Below are 18,292 nucleotides of genomic sequence, written 5' to 3'. Positions count from 1 at the left end.
CTTGCCCCCCGCCTTTGGGTAGTTCCGTCGACGAAACTACCCCCGGCCGAGCGCAGCGCTGCTTCGGTATACGAAGCCCCAGGAGTTGCACGAGCGGCGGCGATCGGCCGCACACGTCGCACCGCGCACGCTGGGACTCCAGCCTGGCTGGGGAGTTTCGTCGACGAAACTCCCCAGCCGGAGGGGCCGCATCCCCTCTACGGGGCGCTGCGCCTGCGGTAACCGCCGACAAGTCGACTTGCTGCCCTTCGCGCGGCCTCACAGTCCGCGGACGCCGAGGCGGACACGCCGTTCTCAGCGGCGACTCGGTCGACCTCCTCGAGAGCGAAGCGCAGATGCGTGATGAGGCTGGCTTCGACGCTCGGCTCCACGGCTCGCTCCAGAAGGTCAGACATGTCGTCGAGCCAGTCGTCGGCGACCTCGTCGGTGGCCAGGGAGGCTCGGTGATGCAGGAGATCGGCGGCCGCCTCCCGAACGCGGAGATGGTGCACACCGATCCATCGGGACCGGCTGGCGTCGTCGCCGGTCTCGCCCCTCTCATGGGCGCGCAGGACTGCGGGTTCACGCAACGCGGATGGCCCGAGCTCCACAGCGACGCGCAGGCGCTGCATCCGCTGCACGGTGCCGTTCTTCGTGCGGATGCCGAGCGGGTCGCCGAGTTGGCGCCACCTGGCGCCGGCCGCGTTCCCGTCCTGGAGGGCAGCGAGTTCCTCCTCGTCGAGGATCCGGCGGAGTTGCTGGACAAGCACGAGGCGATCGATGGCTTCCGCTCGGCGGGCGAGGCGGGGGAGTGCTCTCTTATGGGTGCGGGCGAAGACGACGACGGCCAACTCGGCGCCCGGAGCTTGGATGTCGGGGAACTCATCGCGCCGTGGATTGTCGGCCGTGGTGTGCCGTTGAGCGAAGCGCTCCATGAGGCGCTGGAGGCGCGGGGTGTCCAGTGCCCTCGGGCGTAGCGGCTTGGGTGGTTCCTTCTGCTCCATCGCCGTCCTTCGAGAATGGGCAACACTCTGTTGCCGGGGGTCAGATGGGGGTCCGCGGATCCCATCCAACCCCTTGCCCATCGATCCTCGAAACATGCAGGTCATCGGCACTCTGATCACCCATCACAGTTGCGGCGGCCTACAGCTGGCACGGCCGAGCACGCTGGGTGTGGAGCCACAGCGCAGCCGGCCCGATCGACGCGGTGTTCAGGAGAAGGGCCCAAGGCGTCGTGCGAGATGCGAAAGGCCACTGCAGGTCGCTCAGGCCTCCGTGGTCGCCTGGTGCGCAGCGAGCCAGTCGAGGATCTCACTGCGTCGCATTCTCCACTCCCGGTCGAGCCCGGCGATGATCTCGAACTTGAAGTCCATGTACGGCAGGCGACGGTAGCCGTCGCTGCACTGGTGAAGGCAGTCCATGACGAGCTCGGGGTTGTAAGCGTCGGCCCGTTCCCGAACGTAGGGAAGCTCCCGGTCGCGATCCGGGTCGTAAACGACCTTGCGGGTGCCGTTACAGAGTCCGCAGAGGGCATCGTCACCGCCAAGGGCGGCGATCAGCAGAGAGCGAGCACAGTCCGCGGCCGGATCCGGCATAGCCCCAGCCCATCCCGGTGGGTGAGTGGTAGGCGATGTGGGCGATGATGCCGCGCGGTTGCCCGTCCAGGGATTCGACTTCGATCACGGATCCGCCGGAGGGCAGCTGGACACCGTGGTAGATCAAGTCTTCGCGGGTGTTGGGGACGTTCACGAGGTCGGCTCCCCCTTCGGCGCGGCTGGTTCGCTGGCGTGTTGGACCACAGTGTCGCTGCTGGCGCCGCCAGATGCGGCGCCTTGACCGGTTTCATCGTCGCCGCGGCCTCGTTCTTCCAGATGCTCGCTCGCTGCGGCCGTTTGAAGGGCGGTGTCGCGGCTGGCGGGGTTCGAGGGCGTGGGCAGGTCGGGTGGCTCCCACCCCTGGTCGACGGCATCAGCGACGTCCGCCTGCCATCGCACGTACTGGCGCAGCGTGATATCCGGCTGGGCCTTCACCGCATCGAGGAGAGCGCGGCCCGCGGCGTTGTCCGCGGTGAGATGCCCGTCGTGGTACCGGCATAGTTCGTCGTTGTTCTCCTGGCAGGCGGGGCACCGCTCGCAATCGGCATTCCTGTCCGGGGGCGCTATCTCCGGTGCGCGGTCGGCGTATTGCTCGCCGGCTGCTCCAGCTGGCAGAGCGAGCGCGGCATCCGGACGGCCGACGCCAAAGACCCGCTGCGCCCAGTCGTCGGGGAGGCCGCGTACGTACAGGGCGAGGGCAGCCGCGGCCGACGGCTGCCACTCCACCAGCTGGGCCCAGAGGGCTGGCGGTGCGTCGATCACGCCGGCGACGAGAAACGCCCGGAACTCATCGACGACCGCCTGGTCGCCGTCGCTGAGTCGGTAGTTCGGATTGTTGCCGCAGGCGGGTCCGGATGAATGGTTGGTCATCAACGTCTCCTGGATAGAGGTAGGGGGAGGTGCGGTGTCCGGCGGGCGCCGGTCAGGTAGTTGCCTGGGTACGGCGGTAGGAGTCAACGGCGGTCTCGCCGTTGACGCAGAGGTGGGGAGCCGTCTGCTTCGCGAGGTGGAGTGCCGTGGCGAGGTCGAAGCGGTGAGTGGCGAGCCAGGCCTCGTCCCGCTCACTCGAAGTGGGCTCGTGCTCCCACGTTTCGCCGATGCTCAGGCATTCGCCGTGTCGGGCGACGGCCCAGCGGTTGGCTCCGCGGTATTCCACGTTGATCGTGAAGAACTTCCGGTTGATGTTGTCTTCGGGGAGTACGGACACCTGGATGCTGGTGGTCCATGCGACGGCCACCGGAGTGCCTTCTGCAGTGCGGGAGTCGGTCGCCGCGCACGGCGTGCAGGTGCGGTCGCCACACGGCTGGCCCGCGCTGTGCGCCGTGGCGATGCGGTCAAGCTCGGCGCGGACCTCCGGGGCGTGGACGAGATCACCGGCGATCGCGAAGGCAAGGTTCCAGCTGGTGACGCGGGAATTGATGTGCTGAGCGAGCAGGTGGCGCAGACGGTCGTCCGGCGGGGGATAGGTCACTTCTCCTGCTCCTTGGGACTGTTCGGGGCGAAATGAATGATGAGTCCGAAGCGCCGATCGGAGGCGTCATGCTTCTCGGGGTACTCGGCGATGTGCTCCTCACAGACGGGAGCGCCGACCTTGTAGAGCCGGACGCCTCCGCCGCCGGCCCCGCGAAGGCCTCTGTCAGGAAGCGAGCCGTACTTCCACCAGCGCGGATGCATCAGGTCGACAGCGATGATCGTGCGGTGCCGGGCCGGGGGAGGTGGGTCGTCGAGGTGCCACATACAGACGTCCTCGCCCCACACGAACCCAGGCGTAGGTTCGGGGATGTCGAAGAGCGCAGCGTCCTGCGTCTTGTGCGCCGCGCCGCGTTGGGCCACCCTCATTCGTCGGCCTCGGGGTCGTAGAGCGTGGCGATCTCGATCTCGGTGACGGCGTATCCCGTGTGACAGTCGGGAGGCTGCTGGCCGTGGAGGGTGACCGTGAGCTCGGCGTCGTACAGGCGCTCCGCGTCCAAGGTGTGCTCGTCAGGTTCCCGGGTCTCGTGCCAGCGCATGGTGAGCTGGGCGTGAGGGTGTTCGCGACGCACGACCGCTTCGCAGTGCCGGCGGGCTTCTGCCGCGGTGGTGTAGCGCTCGAGCGGGATGCCGCTTTCGCGGTGCCCAGCCCGGAAGTAGCGGAGCCCGCGATGGGTGTCGGTGGCCACGAGGTGGCGGACGTATCGGATCAGCGTCCCGGGGCTGTCGTCCTCCAGGAGCTCGTCGTTCACTGCGGGGCGCGCCATTTTGGTGATTCGGCGTAGCTCCTGGAACGCGAGGGCGTCTTGGGCGAGGGGTGTGGGCTGCGCGTTGGTTCCGACGATCTCGTGGGTCAGGGTGGCGCGGAGCTGGTCGACCTGTGCCGGGCTGAGGTGGTCGCTGAAGGCGTGGGTGTTCATACAGCGCTCCAGGCGGAGAAGGAAGTGTTGGCTCAGGCGCCCACGGTCGTGGCGCGGAGGGTGAGGGCCTTGCCTGCCCGCGGACGTGTAGGCGTTCGGAGGGCAGGGCAAGGCCGAGGGGTCGCGCCCATGGACGCGGTGTGAGGGCGCCGTGGCCTAGGGATCGATGTCTCCGAAGCCAGGTACGTCGGGGAGCATGTCGTCCATGGCCTCGAGGACATCGGGTTTGTTCTCAGGCCGGGTGTTCTTGAGGACGGCGTTGGTCAGATCGAGCAAGTTGATGCGGTCGAAGAGCTGGGTCAACTCGGCTGCGGTTTCCGGGTCGACGGTGGTGCACCCGGGTTCGGTCTCGGTCTCCGTGGTCAGTTCCTTCGCGGCGCCGGCGAGTTGGAAGGCCAGGGCTGGAGTGAGGTCGATGTTGCGACGCTGTTCCAGGCCCGATCCGTGAGGTCCGACGGGGCCGAGGTAGACGCGGATCTTGGGTTCGGGGCCGGGTGTTGCGCCGCTGAGGTTGGTGAGGGCGTCCGCAAGGGCGGTGATCGCTTGGCCGCGCTGGGTGTTTTCCGCGTCGTCCTCGTTGTCCTGGTGATCCATGTGCGGCGCCTCGCTTAGGACGCTGACGGTGCGGACGTGGAGTTGGATGATCCCGGCGGCAGCGTCCGGGAGCGTGAGGGCTCCGGTGACGCGCAGGAGATCGCCGGGGTGCCGATCTGTGAGAAGGGCGTCCGCGATCTGCGGGTCCGCGGTGGTGCAGGGGATGACTGCCTCTTCGACCAAGTGGTCGGTGGTGGCCGAGCAGTTCAGACGCCAGCAGGCGGATCCGTCGTGGGAGCCGGGTTCGGCGGGGTTGACGAGGAATCCGTCCAGGGCAATTGGTATGTCGTCCATCAGCCCGCCTCCGCCAGGGAGGTGCGGTGGTGGGCGGCGTCGTATGCGTCGAGGACGCTCTTGGAAGGAGTTCCCCGATCGGCGACCGGGTAGCCGTTGGTACGGCCCCAGGTCCGGATGGCGTTCAACTCTTCCTTGCTGCGCTTGCTGGTTGAAGCCGGTGTCGCCCCGCGCCGCCGGGAGGCGAGATCGTCGGGTCCGGCCGCGGTCGTACGCGCTCCGCTCTTGAGCGCGCGCAACAGTGCCTGCGCGGCATCGAGTTCGGCTTTGGCCTGGGTGACGCGCTCCTCTGCCTCGCGCTGGGCGTCCTCGTCGGCGCGGCGTGCGAGCAGCTCGGCGCGGTCCTTTCGGATGCGGGCGGCCAGCTTGCGGATGGTGGCCAACGGGTGGTGGTCGGCCCACTCCAGCAGGTCGGGGCCCCCAGCGGAGTCCGTCGCAGCGCGGGGTGGGGGGGCGGCGGCTCCCGCCATGGTCCCGGCGTCCTGTCGCACCGAGCGCGCGCGAGGAGCCGTCATGGCCGCCGCGAGCTGGGTGGCCTCGGCAACCTCGTCCTCGGAGAGGCCGAGGGATTGGCGGACATCCTCGGGACGCTCCCCGTTGGTGAGCCTGGTGGCGGCCTTCTGGATGTAGTCGTTGGCGGGCATAGGACCTCCGGTCGAGGGGGCAGGGCTGGTGAGGAGGGGGAGGAGTGCTGTCAGGTCGTCGTCGGCGCAGGGCAACCCGAGGGCGTCCAGGAGGTCGGCGAGGTCGTCCTTGCTGCGGGCGTTGTGGGCGACCACCTGCGAAGCGGCCGTGTGCTGGTCTGCCGCAAGGGGACTGAGTTCGAGGGCCTCGCATGAGAGGGCCTCTTTCACATCGGTGAACACGTGCCCTCCTACGCGGCCGCGTGCTTGCGGTGCCGCTGCAGGTGCGCGGCTCGCTCCGTCGGGGTGATCTTGCGTCGCTGAGCGGCGAGGGCACGGGCCTGTGTACTCGCGCGGACCTTCTCGCAGGCCCCGCACTGCTCCTCGTCTGCGGCGTCGTGCAGGAGGACAGCCGCGAGGGTGCCGTGGGGAGCGGCGATGTCGTACTCCAGGGCGCGCTGGATCAGAATCCCGGGTGCGACCCCGGTGTACTGCTTGATCCAGCGCGGGGCGTGGCCGTCGCGAAGCAAGGTCAGGGCGAAGGCCTGTTGCGCGGTGAGGCGACCCGGTGCAGTGGAGTGAGGGGGTATCGGGGCTTCGCCCTTCGGTCGAGTGATCATTTTCGGTTCCTTGATCTGTTGTGGCATTGATGAGTGCCGGGCCGGCACATGGCGGTGCTGCCGCGGCTCTGAACGACCAGAGCCATGTGGGCCGCGGTGCCGGGTGGTCTACGAGGCCCTGGTGTGGATGAGGCGGAGGTGGGGCTCTGCAGGCTCGGAGGGCTGAGGAGCCTCGGCCGACTTGCTGCGCCTTGCGGGGTAGAGGCCGGCCATGAGCTCGGCGTAATGGGCTGCCTGTTCCTCGGGGGTCCACGGCCGGATGGGGCGCGCGGTCTGCCCGGTGCTGTCGCTGACGGCCGCACGGGCAGCGGTTCGCGGGCGGGCGGGAGGCGCGGGGCGGCGCGCGGCCGGCTGCGGTGGCCGGGCGTTTCCGAAGGTGCCGGTGGGAATGCCCTCGGCCATCAGCCGCTCGCACGCGGCGTTGTCCTGGTGCGGCTCCTGCGGTCGGTCATCGGACATGCCAGCCTCCCGGACGCGAACGCGGGCGGGTTGTACGGATGTTCATGGGTTTGTGTTGCGGGTGCGCCGGTGGACGGCCTGCTGGTAGGCGCGGCGCAGAACGTTCTCGACGGCTGCTTCATCGCCGCAGCGGTCGACGAGTTGCCTGCGTTGGGTGAGGCGCTGGCGTGGGGTGGTCCCGCCGAAGATGCCGTCGGAAACCTGCTCCGGGCGGGCGAGGGCCCAGATGTTGCATTCGGCGTTCAGCGGGCAGCGGCGGCAGGCCCGCAGAGCCGCCTGTACCTCCGGGCGTCGAGTGTCGTAACTGGCGTGGAAGAACTGGACCTTGGCCTCGGTCCTGGTGCATGGCTCCGTGCCAGTCAGCCTCGGCCGGCGGACGATCGTGTCGGTGAGGATGTCAGGCGGTTTGGCTTTCACCGTGTCGATCCCTTCGGGCTCGGCTCCGCTATGTCGGAATGGGCCGGTACGACGGTGCGGAGCAGGACCTGTAGTGCCGCGCGGGGGTGCGGGTGTGAGTCGGTAGCGGGGTTGCCGCACCAGGGGCAGTCGCTTTCCGCGCCGCGCCAGCCGGTGCCGCAGGGCCCGCAGCGGTGACTGGGACCGCGTTTCGGCAGTGGCGGGCGCTTCTTGGCGGTTCGCGCTCTGACCGCGGAGGTGAGGCGTGCGCGTTGGTTGGGAGATCGGGGCATGAGGCTCTCCTCGGGGCTCGGGACTACGTGAAGCAAGGGCGTAGTCGTCTGTGATCAGTGGTCGGTGCATGTAAGCGGGACGGACGGACGCGATGAACTGCCGTGGCGCGGCCGGGAGTTAGTCGACAGGGCGCCTGCAGTGCCGTGACTGAGGTGTCCTCGGGGTCACGGTGCGCGGTGTGCCGTACCGGCGCTGACTGGTCCCCGTCAGGTCGATGAGAGGTACCGCCGGATGATGAGGCCAGGCGTTGGCGTCTCCCACCCGACGGCTACGTGGTTGCCCTGGTGTGCGAGCGGTGGGTGTGTGCAGGCGACGGGTGCACCGAGCGGGGTGGTCAGGTCTGCCAGAACGGTGCGGAGTGTGTCCTCATCGGGAAGTTCCGTGGAGGTGTAGCTGCCGCAGCTGCAGGGTGTGACGAGGATGAAGGTGCTGATCAATCCTTGGTGGATGCGCAGTCGGCGATCGTGGAGCAGCCACCATCCGCAGGTGCTGTCGGGAGGGCCGAGGTATACGACGGCTGCGGTCTCCACCCGGTAGAGGTCCTGCGCCGGGTAGCCGCGCCACGCGTCGGCGGTGATCACGGCGAAGAGGGTGTTCGGGAACAGGCCGGCAAGGTCCGAGTGGGCCGTGCCCGAGGCCTCCTGCGCATGCTCGCGAGCGTGGTCCTCCCGCGTCGTGTCCGGCTCTGCCGCGCGCGGTGCACCCCGGCCGGGCGGCCCCAGTTGATCGAGGCGTCGTTGAAGTGCCCAGATCGGAGACTCCGGCGGGCCGGCGGCTCGCGCCGGTGTGCTGAGTGACGGGAAGTGCAGTACGGGCACGGTCGGCTCCATTCGCTGCGAGGCGGTGGGCGGGCGGGCTCAACCGGGTGGACGGCGACCGTGTTCAGGTGGCGGGAACCGGAGCGGCGGACGTGTCGCTTCGCGTGCCGGTGTGCTCGTCGGCCTCGCCGTCCGCGGCGTGCAGCGGTCTATGGGGCTCCAGCTGCGTGGCGTCGTCGGTCGGCGCGCCTGCCTCCTGGGACGTGGCGGGTTCCGGCTCGGGGAAGAGCAGGGCCAGGAGGTGGGCGGGGTCGGTCACGACGGTGGTGTGCGTGTCCTCGTCCGCATCGCCGGTCTTCAAGGCATCGCCGGTTTCCAAGGTGTACTCGCCATGCCAGGTGGCCGAGCGCGGTGTGCCCACCCGGATGTGGTCGGGCTGGAACCGCAGGTAAGTGCCGGGGCGCAGGTAGAGGACGGCAGTGCCGTCCTCGAACCCGCACCACCGCTCGCGGTCCATGTGCGGGTTCGGGTCACCGTAGGCGCCCCAGCTCCAGCCGGTGGCCGCGCGGGAGGCAGCGTTGGAGGCGGCGGACGCGGCGATGTGCTGGCGTAGGTCCGTCTCGTCGACCGGCGGGCCGGCCGTCTCGGAGGTGCGGGGCACGGTGATCAGGGCGCGCTGCCAGGGTTCGGTGACCGCGCTGGCCAGCGCCTCCGTGGTGATCGCGGAGAGCAGACCGGCGGCGATCCCCGCGGCCAGGTGGCCGCTGTGACCGTACCGGTCGGGAGCTCGGTCGTACGCGAGGTGGCCGAGGGTCATACCGACACCGAGGGCGCCGACCATGCCCGTCGCATCAAGCAAGCCGACCAGGGCGGAGTTGAAGAGCGGGCGCCGCCATGCGGGTTGGTGTGTCGTCATCAGGCTTTCCTCCAGGGATACCCCCTGGCTTCAGCCAGGGGAGGAACTGGAGCCCCTGCGGAGCAGGGCAGGAAGAGCCGATTCGCCGCCAGGGCGGATCGGCGTCCACCTACTGCGCCGCCGCAGAAGCCCCCTCAGGTTGGGTGGTGTAGGCGTAGCCGTCGGACCGTTGCAGCACCGTGAAGTACCGATGCCGGGCGGTGGCCAGACCGTGTGCGGTGCGGACCGCGAAGCTGCCGGTGGCCCGGACAGCGACCCGGCCAATATGAGTCCCGGCGTACGTGCCCGTGGGAACGACAACTCGGACGAGGTCTCCGGTCTGGAAGCCGAAAAACTGCTTCTGCCTCGGCAGGCGGGGGAATCCGTGTTTGTCGGTACGGGTCCGGCAGTGCTGGCCGCGCCCCGTACAGCCGGCGACGAGGACCGTGGTGACGGTTTCTGTGATGCGGTCGAGCTTGCCCACGGCCAGGGCGTCCAGGGTGTGCGACTTCGACAGACCGTTGCGGGTCCGGTTCCACTTCGTCCGGCCCCCGCTGGCCGTGTGGGTGGGCAGCAGGCGGTCCAGGGCGCGCCAAAGTGCCCACCGGGTGGAGTTGACCGCTGCCGCGTCCCGCAGCGGGGCCTTGGCCTTCTTGAGGATGTCAGCGGCGCGTTTGGGTGCGAACTCCTCCACCGGGCGGTTCGACTTGCGCTCGTTGCAGGGGATGCAGGCCAGGACCAGGTTGGAGACCCGGTCGGAGCCGCCCCGGCTACGGGGATGAACGTGGTCGATGTTCAGCGGCACGTCTGTGATCCCGCAGTAGACGCAGGCCCGTCCGAACTTGGTGAGGAGGTATTCCCGGACCTCGTAGCCATGCAACGTGCCCTGCTGGTACTCGACGCCGTCCAACGGCTTGCCCGCGCTGAGGGCATGGGTGTCGAACGCGACCCGCTCGACGTGCACGGCCCGCACAGGGGCCCAGCGGGTGAGCCGGTCCGTCCAGGACATGGTGGTGCGCACACGGTGGTTGAGGGACGGGGCCAGCCAGCCCTTCGGCTTCGTGCGGTTGGAGAAGCGGGGGGCGCGATAGCGCAGGTTCCGGGAGCGCCGTCCCCTGCGGTAGGCGGCGCGCTGCTCCAGCTTCTTGCGGATCAGCGCGCCCCGGTGATCGAGCTGGATGCTGTACCGGCCCCGCCGCTCCCCGCCCTTCGCGGTGAACATGGCGATACCGGTGTGCTTGCTGCCGGGGTCGATACCCAGCTCTACGCCGCCCACCTCGGACTGGGTGATGGTGCGGTCTTTGAGCCGGATGACGAACGGGGTGTGACGGTGGACAACCGCCCGCCCCTTCTTGAGTAACTGGCGTGCCCTGGCCGGGCTGGTGGGCTGCAACGGCTTGTGGTGCTTGTCGAGTACGAACACGAAGGGGTGCCGCTCACGCGGCTTCTCCCCAGCCCCGGAGGGCTGGAGGGTGACGCTCCCGGCAGCAGGTGTACTGCCTGGAATCTCCTCTCGCACATGTTCCACGCTCGGTGCCTTACGGCCTTCGACGCCCGTTTCGGTCCCGATCCGGGGAGTGTCTGCTGCGTCGAATTCAAGGGAGAGCTGCTGAGGAAGCACAGCGCTGTTGATCTTCTGTCGTACGTGAAACGTAGCCAACTTCGTTCACCTCCAAAATGCGTTGTTGGCTGGTGCTGGCAACGGCGGCCCTCAGCCCGCCGGGCTGAAAGCCCCCTCCTTCAGGAGGGGGATCCCGTTACGGGCTTCTCCAGGTCGAAGAGGAGCGGGCCGACTGCCCGGTCCACCGCCACGCCCCAACGCCCGGCTGAGACTCGGGGGTTGGGACGTCGCGGGGAGCCGTCAGGCGCTCCGCCTGCCACACCCGCAGCCGCAGTGCGGTCCGTTGACCGGCGGATGCCGGTGCGGGATCGCGCCGCTGGGCGCGTCGCACGTCGCTGCCACGCGGTCGCCGGGCCCGTACGTCTTCAGCACGGTGATCAGGTGGTCCTCGCCGCGCAGCACGATGTCGCGGTAGCCGCAGCCGCAGTCGTAGGGCACGAGCAGCGTCAGGATGTGCCGCACGCTGCCGTCGTAGGAGGTGTCCACCGTGTGGTGGAGCCAGCTGCCGTCGCGCAGTTCGGCGATCGCGCTGGGTTCGAGGTCGCGGGCGGGTATGGACGGCAGGCCGTGCCAGTCGAAGGCCTCGCAGAAGGCCTCTCCGAGGGTCTTGGTGTAGTGCTCGTAGACGTGGTCGGCTGCGGTGAGGCTGGCAGTGTCGCGTTCCTGCTCGGGTGAGGGAGCCGGCGCCTGCTTGGCGATGTTCAGGAGTTGACTCAACGGATCCGGCACCTCGACATCGATGGTGGCGAGATCGGGAGGGGTGAGGACATCGGTCATGGTGGGTGGTCCCTTCTGATAGATCAGGTCGCCGTGTCCGAAGTGGAGGGTGCGTGCTCGTCGCCCGGCGGACGCGTACGGTGGCGCGCTCGTCGGCTGGTCTTGCCGGTCCGTGCAGGACTGCGCGGCCAGCGCCTGCGTCGCCGCGCTCCCGCTATCAGGAGCGCCTCGGCGAAGAGCTTCGCGACGTACTCCCTGCGCTCAGGGAGGAGGATTTCGGGCTGGTAGTCCACGCCCCAGCACACGGGGCAGTAGTGGTCGTGCTCGATGCCGTGGAGGTAGTGGAGACAGCCCGTCTCCTGGCAGGACACGGGCGCGGGGTCGAACATCGTGCCGGAGCAGTACGGGCAGCGGATGTACTCGTAGTCGACTGGGGCGCCACCGTGCAGGTCGCGGTGAAGCTGGCGCAGGCCGGCGACCCCGGACTCGCGCAGGACCGCGTCTGCGGCGGGGATCTGCATTTCGATGGGGGTGTCGTGGTGCAGGGCCAGCAGGAGGACCGCGGTGCACCAGGCGAGCGTGCTGCGGTCGAGACTCCCGTACGGCGCACCCCACGGGTCGTCGCTGTGTTGGCGGGGGAGCTCGGGGGCGGTGAGCGGGATGCCGCGCTCGATCAGGTACCCGTTGATCCGGGTGACCCGGCGGGCGAACTCCTCCTCGATCGAACCGGCGGCGGGAAGGCCCTCGTTGTCGACGTCCGGATGGTTACGCATCGGCTGCCACCGCCGGCCGCACGGCGTGCTTCGCCTCGAACTCGGCCTGCCACGCGTCGGGTTCGTGGCCGGCCTGCTCGGCCGCGTCCCACGCCATCAGGCCGATCTCGCCACAGTCGAGCTCATCCGCGGTCTCCGCGAGGAGGTTCACGGCCAGGCGCGGGTCGGCGGTGTGCAGGGCCACGAGGAACCGGTACGCCTGCCAGGCCATCACGCCGTTCACCGCGCGGGCTGTCCTCAACTTCATGCTGTCGTCGTCGCCTTCGACCAGCGTGTGCGTGTTGCGCAGAACTTGCTTGAGCAGCTCGCCGGTGGTGTCGGTGAAGTCGGCGCTGTCCTCCCAGCTCGGCCGGTCTTCGGTGGCGGGGATCGCGTCGTGCAGGGTGACCGGCTCGGCAGCGGAGAGAGTCTGCTGCCAGTTGCTCCACATGTCATCGACGGTGCTGGGGATGGTCTGGGCAAAGGCCGCCGCGCGGCGTTCGGTCATCGGGATCTGCGCACCGATGAAGTCCTCAGCGACGATCTGCACCGCCTGACGATCGCCGGTGATCTTGAAGCGGACCGTGTCGCCGGTGCTGTGGAACCGCTTCAGCAGCCGCATGTCGAGGACCGGGAACGGGTCGCTGGCGGCGGGCTGTTCGAGAATGCGACGGACCACGGCGCGCCAGTCGAAGAACTCCAGGCCCGGTGTGACGGCGATGCCGAGATCGCTGGAGGGGGCGGTGAACCGAAGCCGCGCGGTGTCGTCGTGTGCGGCGATGGTGACCGGGGCACTGCCGTGCTGCGCGGTGATCCATTCGCGGAGCGGTGTCAGTGCGGAGCCGGGGATCGTATGGGCCAGCGGGGTCCCGTCCTGCTGCTGGTGCCGGTAGCGGGCGACCGCGAGCGTGGCCCTGTCGGAGGCGATCACGTGCAGGAAGGTGTCGTCGGTTTCGAGACGGATGCCGTACAGCCGCTCCTCGAACTCGTCGCCGATGTGCTCCACCGTTCGATCGAGCAGGCGGCCAAGCTGGTGTGCGTTGATGATGACGGGCACGTTAGAGATCTCCTTAGCGCCCTCGGGGCGCGAGACGGAACAGGGTGGGTAGCACGCCGTGCACGCGGCGAGGAGGGCTCGCTGCCTCACCGTCGAGTGGAGCGCGCAGGCCGGACCGGTAGGCCGACCATGGGCCCGGACCAGGTGTCACGGTCCGGTTAAGAAGCGGGGGTCGGGGTGCTGGTCGGGCCGACCAGCACCCCGACCACGGCCAGTTGGGGCACACATGTGCATCCCGGAGCGGCCGGGCTCATCGGCTGGCAGCCGCTCGGGGACATCTGGGGTGGACCTGCCCTTGTTTCGAGGCGCGACCTGACCGAGTAACTCCCGCGCAGGAACGGGGCTGATGGAAGGGAATCTGACGTGTCGTAGGGCGCTCGGTCGCGGGGCCGTCGGCAGTCCATCGGACCGTGCGCGCGAGCCCGCCGGCGTCGAGTTTGCATCCTGATGCAAACTCCCCGGGTCGCCGGAATCGTGGTGTCAGGGTGGCCAGGTCGTTGTATGCGACCACTCAGGGGGAACTCATGACCAATCGTTCCGTGTTCGGCTCAACCTCCGGCAGGCGCATGCGGGCACGGTTGCGTGCGAGGGCACGTGCGGCCGCGGTGGGGCTTTCGTTGGTGGCCCTCACCGGACTGGCCGCGACCCCGGCGCACGCCGCCGATGACGGCCCGGCCTGCACGACGACTGCAAAGACCTTCAACACCCAGTTCACGGCCAGCCCGCAGGTCTGGGTCAAGCTCTGTGTCTCCTACGACGGCGACTACCGGGTGGACGGCACCATCTGGTGGAGCGGAGCAGGCGGAGCAGGCAGCAACGCGGACGGCGACCGTCACTTCGACGGCTTCCTGCTCACAGTCCGTCTGGAGCAGTACGTCAATGGCGCGGACACCACCTACCAAGCCGAGCACTGCGACTACCGCGGACTGATCAACGGCAGCTTCGGCGGCGGCGAGTTCTACTGCGACATCCCCGTGTACTCACATAGCCGCACCAGCACCTGGAGCGCGGACGGAACGGTCACGTACAACTACGACGAGGACGGCGAGGGCGACAAGCTCTGGAACCTACAGGGAACTCGGCGGATCGACTGAGGGGTCGTTGGGTCGGGGTGCTGGTCGGGCCGACCAGCACCCCGACCACGGCCGGTTTGGTGCGGAAACGTGCGTCGGGAGCGGCCGGGCTCTGCGGCCGACGGCCGCTCCGGGCGTCTCGGGTTGGGCACGCCGCCGGTGGGCGGCGCGCGAGGGGTGGTCGGGCGCGTAGTTACCGCTGCTCTTCGGTCACGGCGCTGTCGGCCGTGTCGTCGGAGCGGGAGAACAGGAGCTCCTCGACCTGACGGAATTTGTCCTGCCGCGATCCTTTGACCTTCGCGCACTGGACGGTGGCGGGTATGTCCGGATGCGGGCCGTCCCACCGGGTGAACAGTGCGGCGCACAGCGGCAGCGTCACCCCGGGGAAGATCCGCGTGGCGGTGGGAGGTGCTTTGCCCTCGGGGGAGAGGTCGATGACCAGCCCGCGGTCCGCCACGATGCGCATGAACGCGCGCATCCCGCCGAACGCCGGTGCCGTGATCCACGCTCTGGGCGTGAGGAAGGCGACGACCCCGGTGTGGAGGCGGGTCTCGAAGGCCCGCCACAGCGCCCAGCGCCAGAAGAACACATACAGATTCGACAGCACGTACTCGCTGCGGCCCTGCCCTGGTTGCCGGAACTCGTCGAGACTCGGTCTCCACAGCTCATCCGTCAGCCGGTCACCTCGCGGTCCGGGCCGCCGGGCCTCGATCCAGGGTGCTGAGCCCTTCGCCTTGTCCCGGTAAGGCGGATTCCCGACGATCGCCAAGGGTCCGGCGTCGCCAAGACGGCGGGCCAGACCGGAAGGAACATCGCCGTCGAGGGCGTTACCGACCACGATGTTGACGTCGAGCCAGGTGATCGGGACCTGCCCGGATGTCTCCAGCCAGCACACGGACTTGGCGAGTTCGACCGCGATCGGATCCGTGTCGATGCCGTAGATGCACGCGGCCATGACGTCCGCCATGACAGTACGCACCGTGAGCGGGGCGGGTTGCTGGGTGCCGTACAGCAGGGCTGCGTAGGCGTGGGCGAGGAGGCGGGCGGCCTCGATGAGGAAGACGCCCGCTCCGCAGGCCGGGTCAAGGACGGACAGCGCCAGGACGTCGGCGACGTCGTCGTCCAGGTTCAGGTCGGTGATCTCACTGAGTGCGGCGCGGGTCAGGGACTTGGCGATCTCGGGTGGGGTGTACCAGGCGCCGGCCGCATCCCTGGTCGCGCCGTCCAGGAGCGCTTCACGCAGGGATCCGAGCTCTGCGGCCTGCCACTTGGCGAGGTCGCCGAGGTCCAGGAGCCGCTTGGTGATGCGCTGAACCTGGTCGTCGGGAAGGTCGACTGGCCAGGGGGTGGGCATGCCGCGCGCGATGGCGACGGCGTTGACGGCCATGCGCATGATTTGCCGCTGGCCTTCCGGCCCGGGAGCCTCCCCTGCCAGGGCGTGGGCCGCGGCCGTCAATGCGCCGGGCGATGGGCGGAAGCCCGGCTCGGGGCGCGGCGTCTTGCGGGTCTCGTCGATCACGGCCGTAGGTGGGGCAGTTGGTGGAGGATCTGGTCCACGAGTTGCTGCTTCGGCTTCCAGGCGGGCAGCGCGCCGGTCGCGGGAACAGGCAGCGCGAGCTCTTGAACGTCGGCAAGGACCAGGTGGTGAACGTCGCGCTGTGCCCAGGGACTGGTGCACTGCTGGGGCCCTTGGTCCAGGTGGCAGTCGATGAGCCGGGCAACGCCGATGACGGTTCCCGGGTGGAGTTCGCGGTCGGTGATCGCGGTGGCGACCAGCGGAGAGCGCAGCGCCGTGCGGTCCAGCGTCTTTCCGGCGTGCAGAAGGACCCAATCTCGCCAGGGCCAGTTGGCCGGGCGGTTTTCCGTGCGCTTGTCAGCGAGGATGCAGGTGGCCCACGGCTGACGGATCGTGATACCGCGGATCCAGTCGCCGCCTTCGAGTTCGCTGGACATATCGCCTCCTAGAAGCGGTCGAGTCGTGGGCGGGCGCCAACTCCCTTTGGGGGTAGGGGAGTTCGCCGGTCGGGATCGTCAGCGGGTGGATGCCTTCGTGGTGGCGATGAGTGCGGCGACGGTCTCGCAGCCGTGGTGCCATGCGCTGTCCAGGTGGAAGGCGCCGTTCATTCCATACGAGGTCAGCTTGTAGAAGCCGCCCTTGCCGGTCTTGGTGGCGAGCTGCTCCAGCAGGCCCGTGCCCGGCACGCGGCGGTCTGCGGCGTAGTGGGTGCCGAAGGACACGGCGAGCGCGGCCGCAGCGGCGGCCGGGTGGACTCGGATCCCGAGCGCACGGGCGCCGGCTCCGGCGACGAGCGCTTGTGTGGCGGTGTAGGTCAGGCAGTGGTGGAGGCACGCTTTTCGGCCGTCGGCCGTGCCGTGGGTCGTCTTCTCGCCGGTGGCGGGGTCTTCGTAGGTGACCGGGGAGTTGTCGGAGGCGCCCTTCACGCGGGCGCAGAAGTCGGACTGGATCCAGAAGTCCCCGACTGCGCTCGCGGCGCGGGTCAGGCCGAGGATCGCGGCGAAGACGGCAGGACGGTGCATGGTGAATCTCCTGATCTTGAATGGGTCGCAAGGCGGGGCGGCGGGCCGCATCGGTGCTGTGGCCAGCCGACTGCGATGGGGGGTGCTCAGATCCGGATGACGGTGCTGCGGCGCACGGCGACGGAGTTGGTGACGGCGGCCGCGCGCGGGCCACGGGCCTTCGGGGTACTGGTGGGCGCCGGGACAATCACGCCGAACAGGGCGAGGAGCGCTGCCTCGAGGTCGCCGGCGAACTCGGAAGTCTGGTCGGCTCCGTCACGGTCGATCACCTGGAAGGGCAGGGTGGGGTCGAGACGCCATGTGCCGTTCCGGCAGGTGTAGTGGAGGCGAACGTGGCCTTTGGGCCCGTCGGCGACCATGGTGTAGCCGCGTTCGGTCGCGGCGATGTATGCGGTCGTCTCGGCGGTGTTCCGTGCACGGCGGACAAGGGTGTCGCGGATGTTGACGATGATGCGCGGTATGTCGGTGTCGTCCGGCAGGGGCGTGAGCTGGGGCAGGACGGCCGGGTCGGGCGGGTCGGCCGGGTCGGCGGCTTTATCCGGGGTGTTCCAGATTCGGATGAAGTCGTCGTAGTCCTGGGCGAGTTCGCGCTGCTGGCCGTCGATGGCGAGGGTGGAGTTGTTCCACTTCCACTTGCCGACGCTGGAGCGCCGCCAGGTGATAGTGAGGGCGACCCGGTCGCCTGCGAGTTCCAGCAGGAAGAACAGGGGGCTGGTGCGCGTGACGGTGGGGGCCTGGCCGGCGTCCTGGGTGAGGTCGTCGACCATGATCTGGATGTCGCGGGGCAGGAACGTGTCGTTCACGGTCTGGCCCTTTCGGTCAGGCACTCGTGGTCGAGGGCGTGTTCGTTGAGGTCGGCGAGGGTGGGTCGGTCGCCTGTGGGCAGGAAGAGCCCGCAGCGGCGGCACCGCAGGTGGTCGGGGAGGTCGTAGTCGTCGCGGTCGCCGGGCTCGGTGTGGACGGCCTGGAAGTCCTGCAGCGAGAGCGCACGGCGCTCCATGGCCTCAGCCACCGCAGGTCTCCGGCTTCGCGGGCCCTGCAGTCCGGTGGACGACGGGCCGGTGGAGATCTCGGTGGTGGAGTCGGACGTGGTGGCCGCGGCGGCGCAGGCGCCGGGCCAGCAGGTAAGCCGCGACACCAGCGCGGTGGCGGCCGCCGGCGCAGCCGACCACGATGAGCAGTTCGTGCTGGGTGGCGCTGGGGCCGTGGGCGTAGGCGTTCGCCTGACGGGCGGTCGCGCGAACCAGTCGGCGGATACCGGGCGTTCGTCGCACGGCCCTGATGACCCGGCGGTCGTACGCAGTCAGGGGGCGAAGGCGGGTGTCCCAGTGCGGATCGCGGAAGTGGAAGCGAAGGTCGACGACGATGTGCGCGCCGTCGGGTATCGGGCCATGGAGGTGCCCGAAGGAGGTGATGACGATGTTCATTTGGTGGCCTCCCAGGTTCTGAACCGGCCGGTGACGTAGGGGATTTCACGCGTGGTTGTCGTGTGCCACGGCCGTGCTGGAGTGGGCTTCGCGGAGTGCGATGAGGGCTTCGTCGAGGTCGTCAGGCTTGATCAGAACGTCCCGGGCTTTCGAGCCCTCGCTGGGTCCGACGATGTTCCGCGACTCCATCAGGTCCATCAGGCGCCCCGC

Annotated in this window: 25 protein-coding genes; 1 reads left to right on the top strand and 24 read right to left on the bottom strand. The window is 69.1% G+C overall.

All coding sequences use genetic code 11. From position 1 onward, the window contains the following. Positions 1 to 197: 197 nt before the first annotated feature. The 17 genes from JAO81_RS38505 to JAO81_RS38425 all read right to left on the bottom strand — a co-directional run bounded on the left by JAO81_RS38505 (position 198) and on the right by JAO81_RS38425 (position 13,044). Positions 198 to 983 carry a hypothetical protein gene (locus tag JAO81_RS38505; protein WP_199552656.1) on the bottom strand — a complete coding sequence of 262 codons (786 nt, stop codon included), beginning with the start codon at positions 981 to 983 and terminating at the stop codon, positions 198 to 200. A 532-nt stretch (positions 984 to 1,515) separates the two neighbouring features. Further along, positions 1,516 to 1,728, bottom strand: a complete 213-nt coding sequence (locus JAO81_RS38500) for a hypothetical protein (RefSeq protein ID WP_199552655.1) — start codon at positions 1,726 to 1,728, stop codon at positions 1,516 to 1,518. Continuing rightward, positions 1,725 to 2,444, bottom strand: a complete 720-nt coding sequence (locus tag JAO81_RS38495) for a hypothetical protein (protein ID WP_199552654.1) — start codon at positions 2,442 to 2,444, stop codon at positions 1,725 to 1,727. The genes JAO81_RS38500 and JAO81_RS38495 overlap by 4 nt, the downstream gene beginning before the upstream one ends. Positions 2,445 to 2,496: 52 nt before the next feature. Beyond that, positions 2,497 to 3,045 (bottom strand): hypothetical protein, encoded by a 549-nt coding sequence (locus tag JAO81_RS38490; RefSeq protein WP_199552653.1) that lies wholly within the window; start codon positions 3,043 to 3,045, stop codon positions 2,497 to 2,499. Further along, the gene (locus JAO81_RS38485; protein ID WP_199552652.1) at positions 3,042 to 3,413 is read right to left on the bottom strand and encodes a hypothetical protein; all 372 of its coding nucleotides are present in this window, start codon (positions 3,411 to 3,413) and stop codon (positions 3,042 to 3,044) included. Before JAO81_RS38485 ends, JAO81_RS38490 begins: the two co-directional genes overlap by 4 nt. Next, the gene (locus JAO81_RS38480; protein WP_199552651.1) at positions 3,410 to 3,964 is read right to left on the bottom strand and encodes a hypothetical protein; all 555 of its coding nucleotides are present in this window, start codon (positions 3,962 to 3,964) and stop codon (positions 3,410 to 3,412) included. The genes JAO81_RS38485 and JAO81_RS38480 overlap by 4 nt, the downstream gene beginning before the upstream one ends. Before the next feature lie 156 nt (positions 3,965 to 4,120). Next, positions 4,121 to 4,852 carry a hypothetical protein gene (locus tag JAO81_RS38475; RefSeq protein ID WP_199552650.1) on the bottom strand — a complete coding sequence of 244 codons (732 nt, stop codon included), beginning with the start codon at positions 4,850 to 4,852 and terminating at the stop codon, positions 4,121 to 4,123. Next, entirely contained in the window at positions 4,852 to 5,718 is an 867-nt protein-coding gene (locus tag JAO81_RS43825; protein WP_199552649.1) for a histone-like nucleoid-structuring protein Lsr2, read from the bottom strand. The genes JAO81_RS38475 and JAO81_RS43825 overlap by 1 nt, the downstream gene beginning before the upstream one ends. Positions 5,719 to 5,726: 8 nt before the next feature. Next, the gene (locus JAO81_RS38465) at positions 5,727 to 6,095 is read right to left on the bottom strand and encodes a hypothetical protein (RefSeq protein ID WP_199552648.1); all 369 of its coding nucleotides are present in this window, start codon (positions 6,093 to 6,095) and stop codon (positions 5,727 to 5,729) included. A 108-nt stretch (positions 6,096 to 6,203) separates the two neighbouring features. Continuing rightward, positions 6,204 to 6,554: a hypothetical protein gene (locus JAO81_RS38460; protein ID WP_199552647.1), complete on the bottom strand. Its 351-nt coding sequence runs from the start codon at positions 6,552 to 6,554 to the stop codon at positions 6,204 to 6,206. Positions 6,555 to 6,596: 42 nt separating this feature from the next. Beyond that, positions 6,597 to 6,971 carry a WhiB family transcriptional regulator gene (locus JAO81_RS43820; protein ID WP_199552646.1) on the bottom strand — a complete coding sequence of 125 codons (375 nt, stop codon included), beginning with the start codon at positions 6,969 to 6,971 and terminating at the stop codon, positions 6,597 to 6,599. Between the two features lie 479 nt (positions 6,972 to 7,450). Continuing rightward, positions 7,451 to 7,825, bottom strand: a complete 375-nt coding sequence (locus tag JAO81_RS38450) for a hypothetical protein (RefSeq protein WP_199552645.1) — start codon at positions 7,823 to 7,825, stop codon at positions 7,451 to 7,453. 301 nt (positions 7,826 to 8,126) lie between these two features. After that, entirely contained in the window at positions 8,127 to 8,918 is a 792-nt protein-coding gene (locus JAO81_RS38445) for a hypothetical protein (RefSeq protein ID WP_199552644.1), read from the bottom strand. Between the two features lie 109 nt (positions 8,919 to 9,027). After that, complete coding sequence (gene iscB, locus JAO81_RS38440) at positions 9,028 to 10,425, bottom strand: RNA-guided endonuclease IscB (RefSeq protein WP_307814143.1); 1,398 nt, start codon at positions 10,423 to 10,425, stop codon at positions 9,028 to 9,030. Between the two features lie 333 nt (positions 10,426 to 10,758). Continuing rightward, positions 10,759 to 11,295, bottom strand: a complete 537-nt coding sequence (locus JAO81_RS38435; RefSeq protein ID WP_199552642.1) for a hypothetical protein — start codon at positions 11,293 to 11,295, stop codon at positions 10,759 to 10,761. 23 nt (positions 11,296 to 11,318) lie between these two features. After that, on the bottom strand, positions 11,319 to 12,008 hold the full coding sequence (locus JAO81_RS38430) for a hypothetical protein (protein WP_199552641.1): 690 nt from the start codon (positions 12,006 to 12,008) through the stop codon (positions 11,319 to 11,321). After that, entirely contained in the window at positions 12,001 to 13,044 is a 1,044-nt protein-coding gene (locus tag JAO81_RS38425) for a hypothetical protein (RefSeq protein WP_199552640.1), read from the bottom strand. Before JAO81_RS38425 ends, JAO81_RS38430 begins: the two co-directional genes overlap by 8 nt. 524 nt (positions 13,045 to 13,568) lie before the next feature. On the opposite strand from JAO81_RS38425, the gene JAO81_RS38420 reads away from it, so the two are divergent. Further along, on the top strand, positions 13,569 to 14,138 hold the full coding sequence (locus tag JAO81_RS38420) for a hypothetical protein (RefSeq protein WP_199552639.1): 570 nt from the start codon (positions 13,569 to 13,571) through the stop codon (positions 14,136 to 14,138). A gap of 172 nt (positions 14,139 to 14,310) precedes the next feature. On the opposite strand, the gene JAO81_RS38415 is transcribed toward JAO81_RS38420, so the two are convergent. From JAO81_RS38415 to JAO81_RS38385, 7 genes are all read right to left on the bottom strand, one after another. Further along, positions 14,311 to 15,504, bottom strand: a complete 1,194-nt coding sequence (locus JAO81_RS38415) for an N-6 DNA methylase (RefSeq protein WP_199552638.1) — start codon at positions 15,502 to 15,504, stop codon at positions 14,311 to 14,313. A gap of 128 nt (positions 15,505 to 15,632) precedes the next feature. Next, entirely contained in the window at positions 15,633 to 16,070 is a 438-nt protein-coding gene (locus JAO81_RS38410; protein ID WP_199552637.1) for a hypothetical protein, read from the bottom strand. Positions 16,071 to 16,148: 78 nt separating this feature from the next. Further along, the gene (locus JAO81_RS38405; protein WP_199552636.1) at positions 16,149 to 16,655 is read right to left on the bottom strand and encodes a hypothetical protein; all 507 of its coding nucleotides are present in this window, start codon (positions 16,653 to 16,655) and stop codon (positions 16,149 to 16,151) included. Positions 16,656 to 16,741: 86 nt separating this feature from the next. Next, positions 16,742 to 17,458, bottom strand: a complete 717-nt coding sequence (locus JAO81_RS38400; RefSeq protein WP_199552635.1) for a hypothetical protein — start codon at positions 17,456 to 17,458, stop codon at positions 16,742 to 16,744. Then, positions 17,455 to 17,667: a hypothetical protein gene (locus JAO81_RS38395; protein WP_307814141.1), complete on the bottom strand. Its 213-nt coding sequence runs from the start codon at positions 17,665 to 17,667 to the stop codon at positions 17,455 to 17,457. Before JAO81_RS38395 ends, JAO81_RS38400 begins: the two co-directional genes overlap by 4 nt. Next, complete coding sequence (locus JAO81_RS38390; protein WP_199552634.1) at positions 17,660 to 18,082, bottom strand: RNase adapter RapZ; 423 nt, start codon at positions 18,080 to 18,082, stop codon at positions 17,660 to 17,662. The genes JAO81_RS38395 and JAO81_RS38390 overlap by 8 nt, the downstream gene beginning before the upstream one ends. 45 nt (positions 18,083 to 18,127) lie before the next feature. Next, the coding region (locus tag JAO81_RS38385) for a DNA translocase FtsK (RefSeq protein ID WP_374194406.1) at positions 18,128 to 18,292 on the bottom strand (165 nt) is incomplete at its 5' end.

This window comes from Streptomyces sp. N35 (genome assembly GCF_016464295.1).
In the GTDB taxonomy this organism is placed as follows: Bacteria; Actinomycetota; Actinomycetes; order Streptomycetales; family Streptomycetaceae; genus Streptomyces.
Note: the sequence above shows the minus strand (reverse complement) of the source record. Positions and strands in the feature narration are given on the sequence as shown.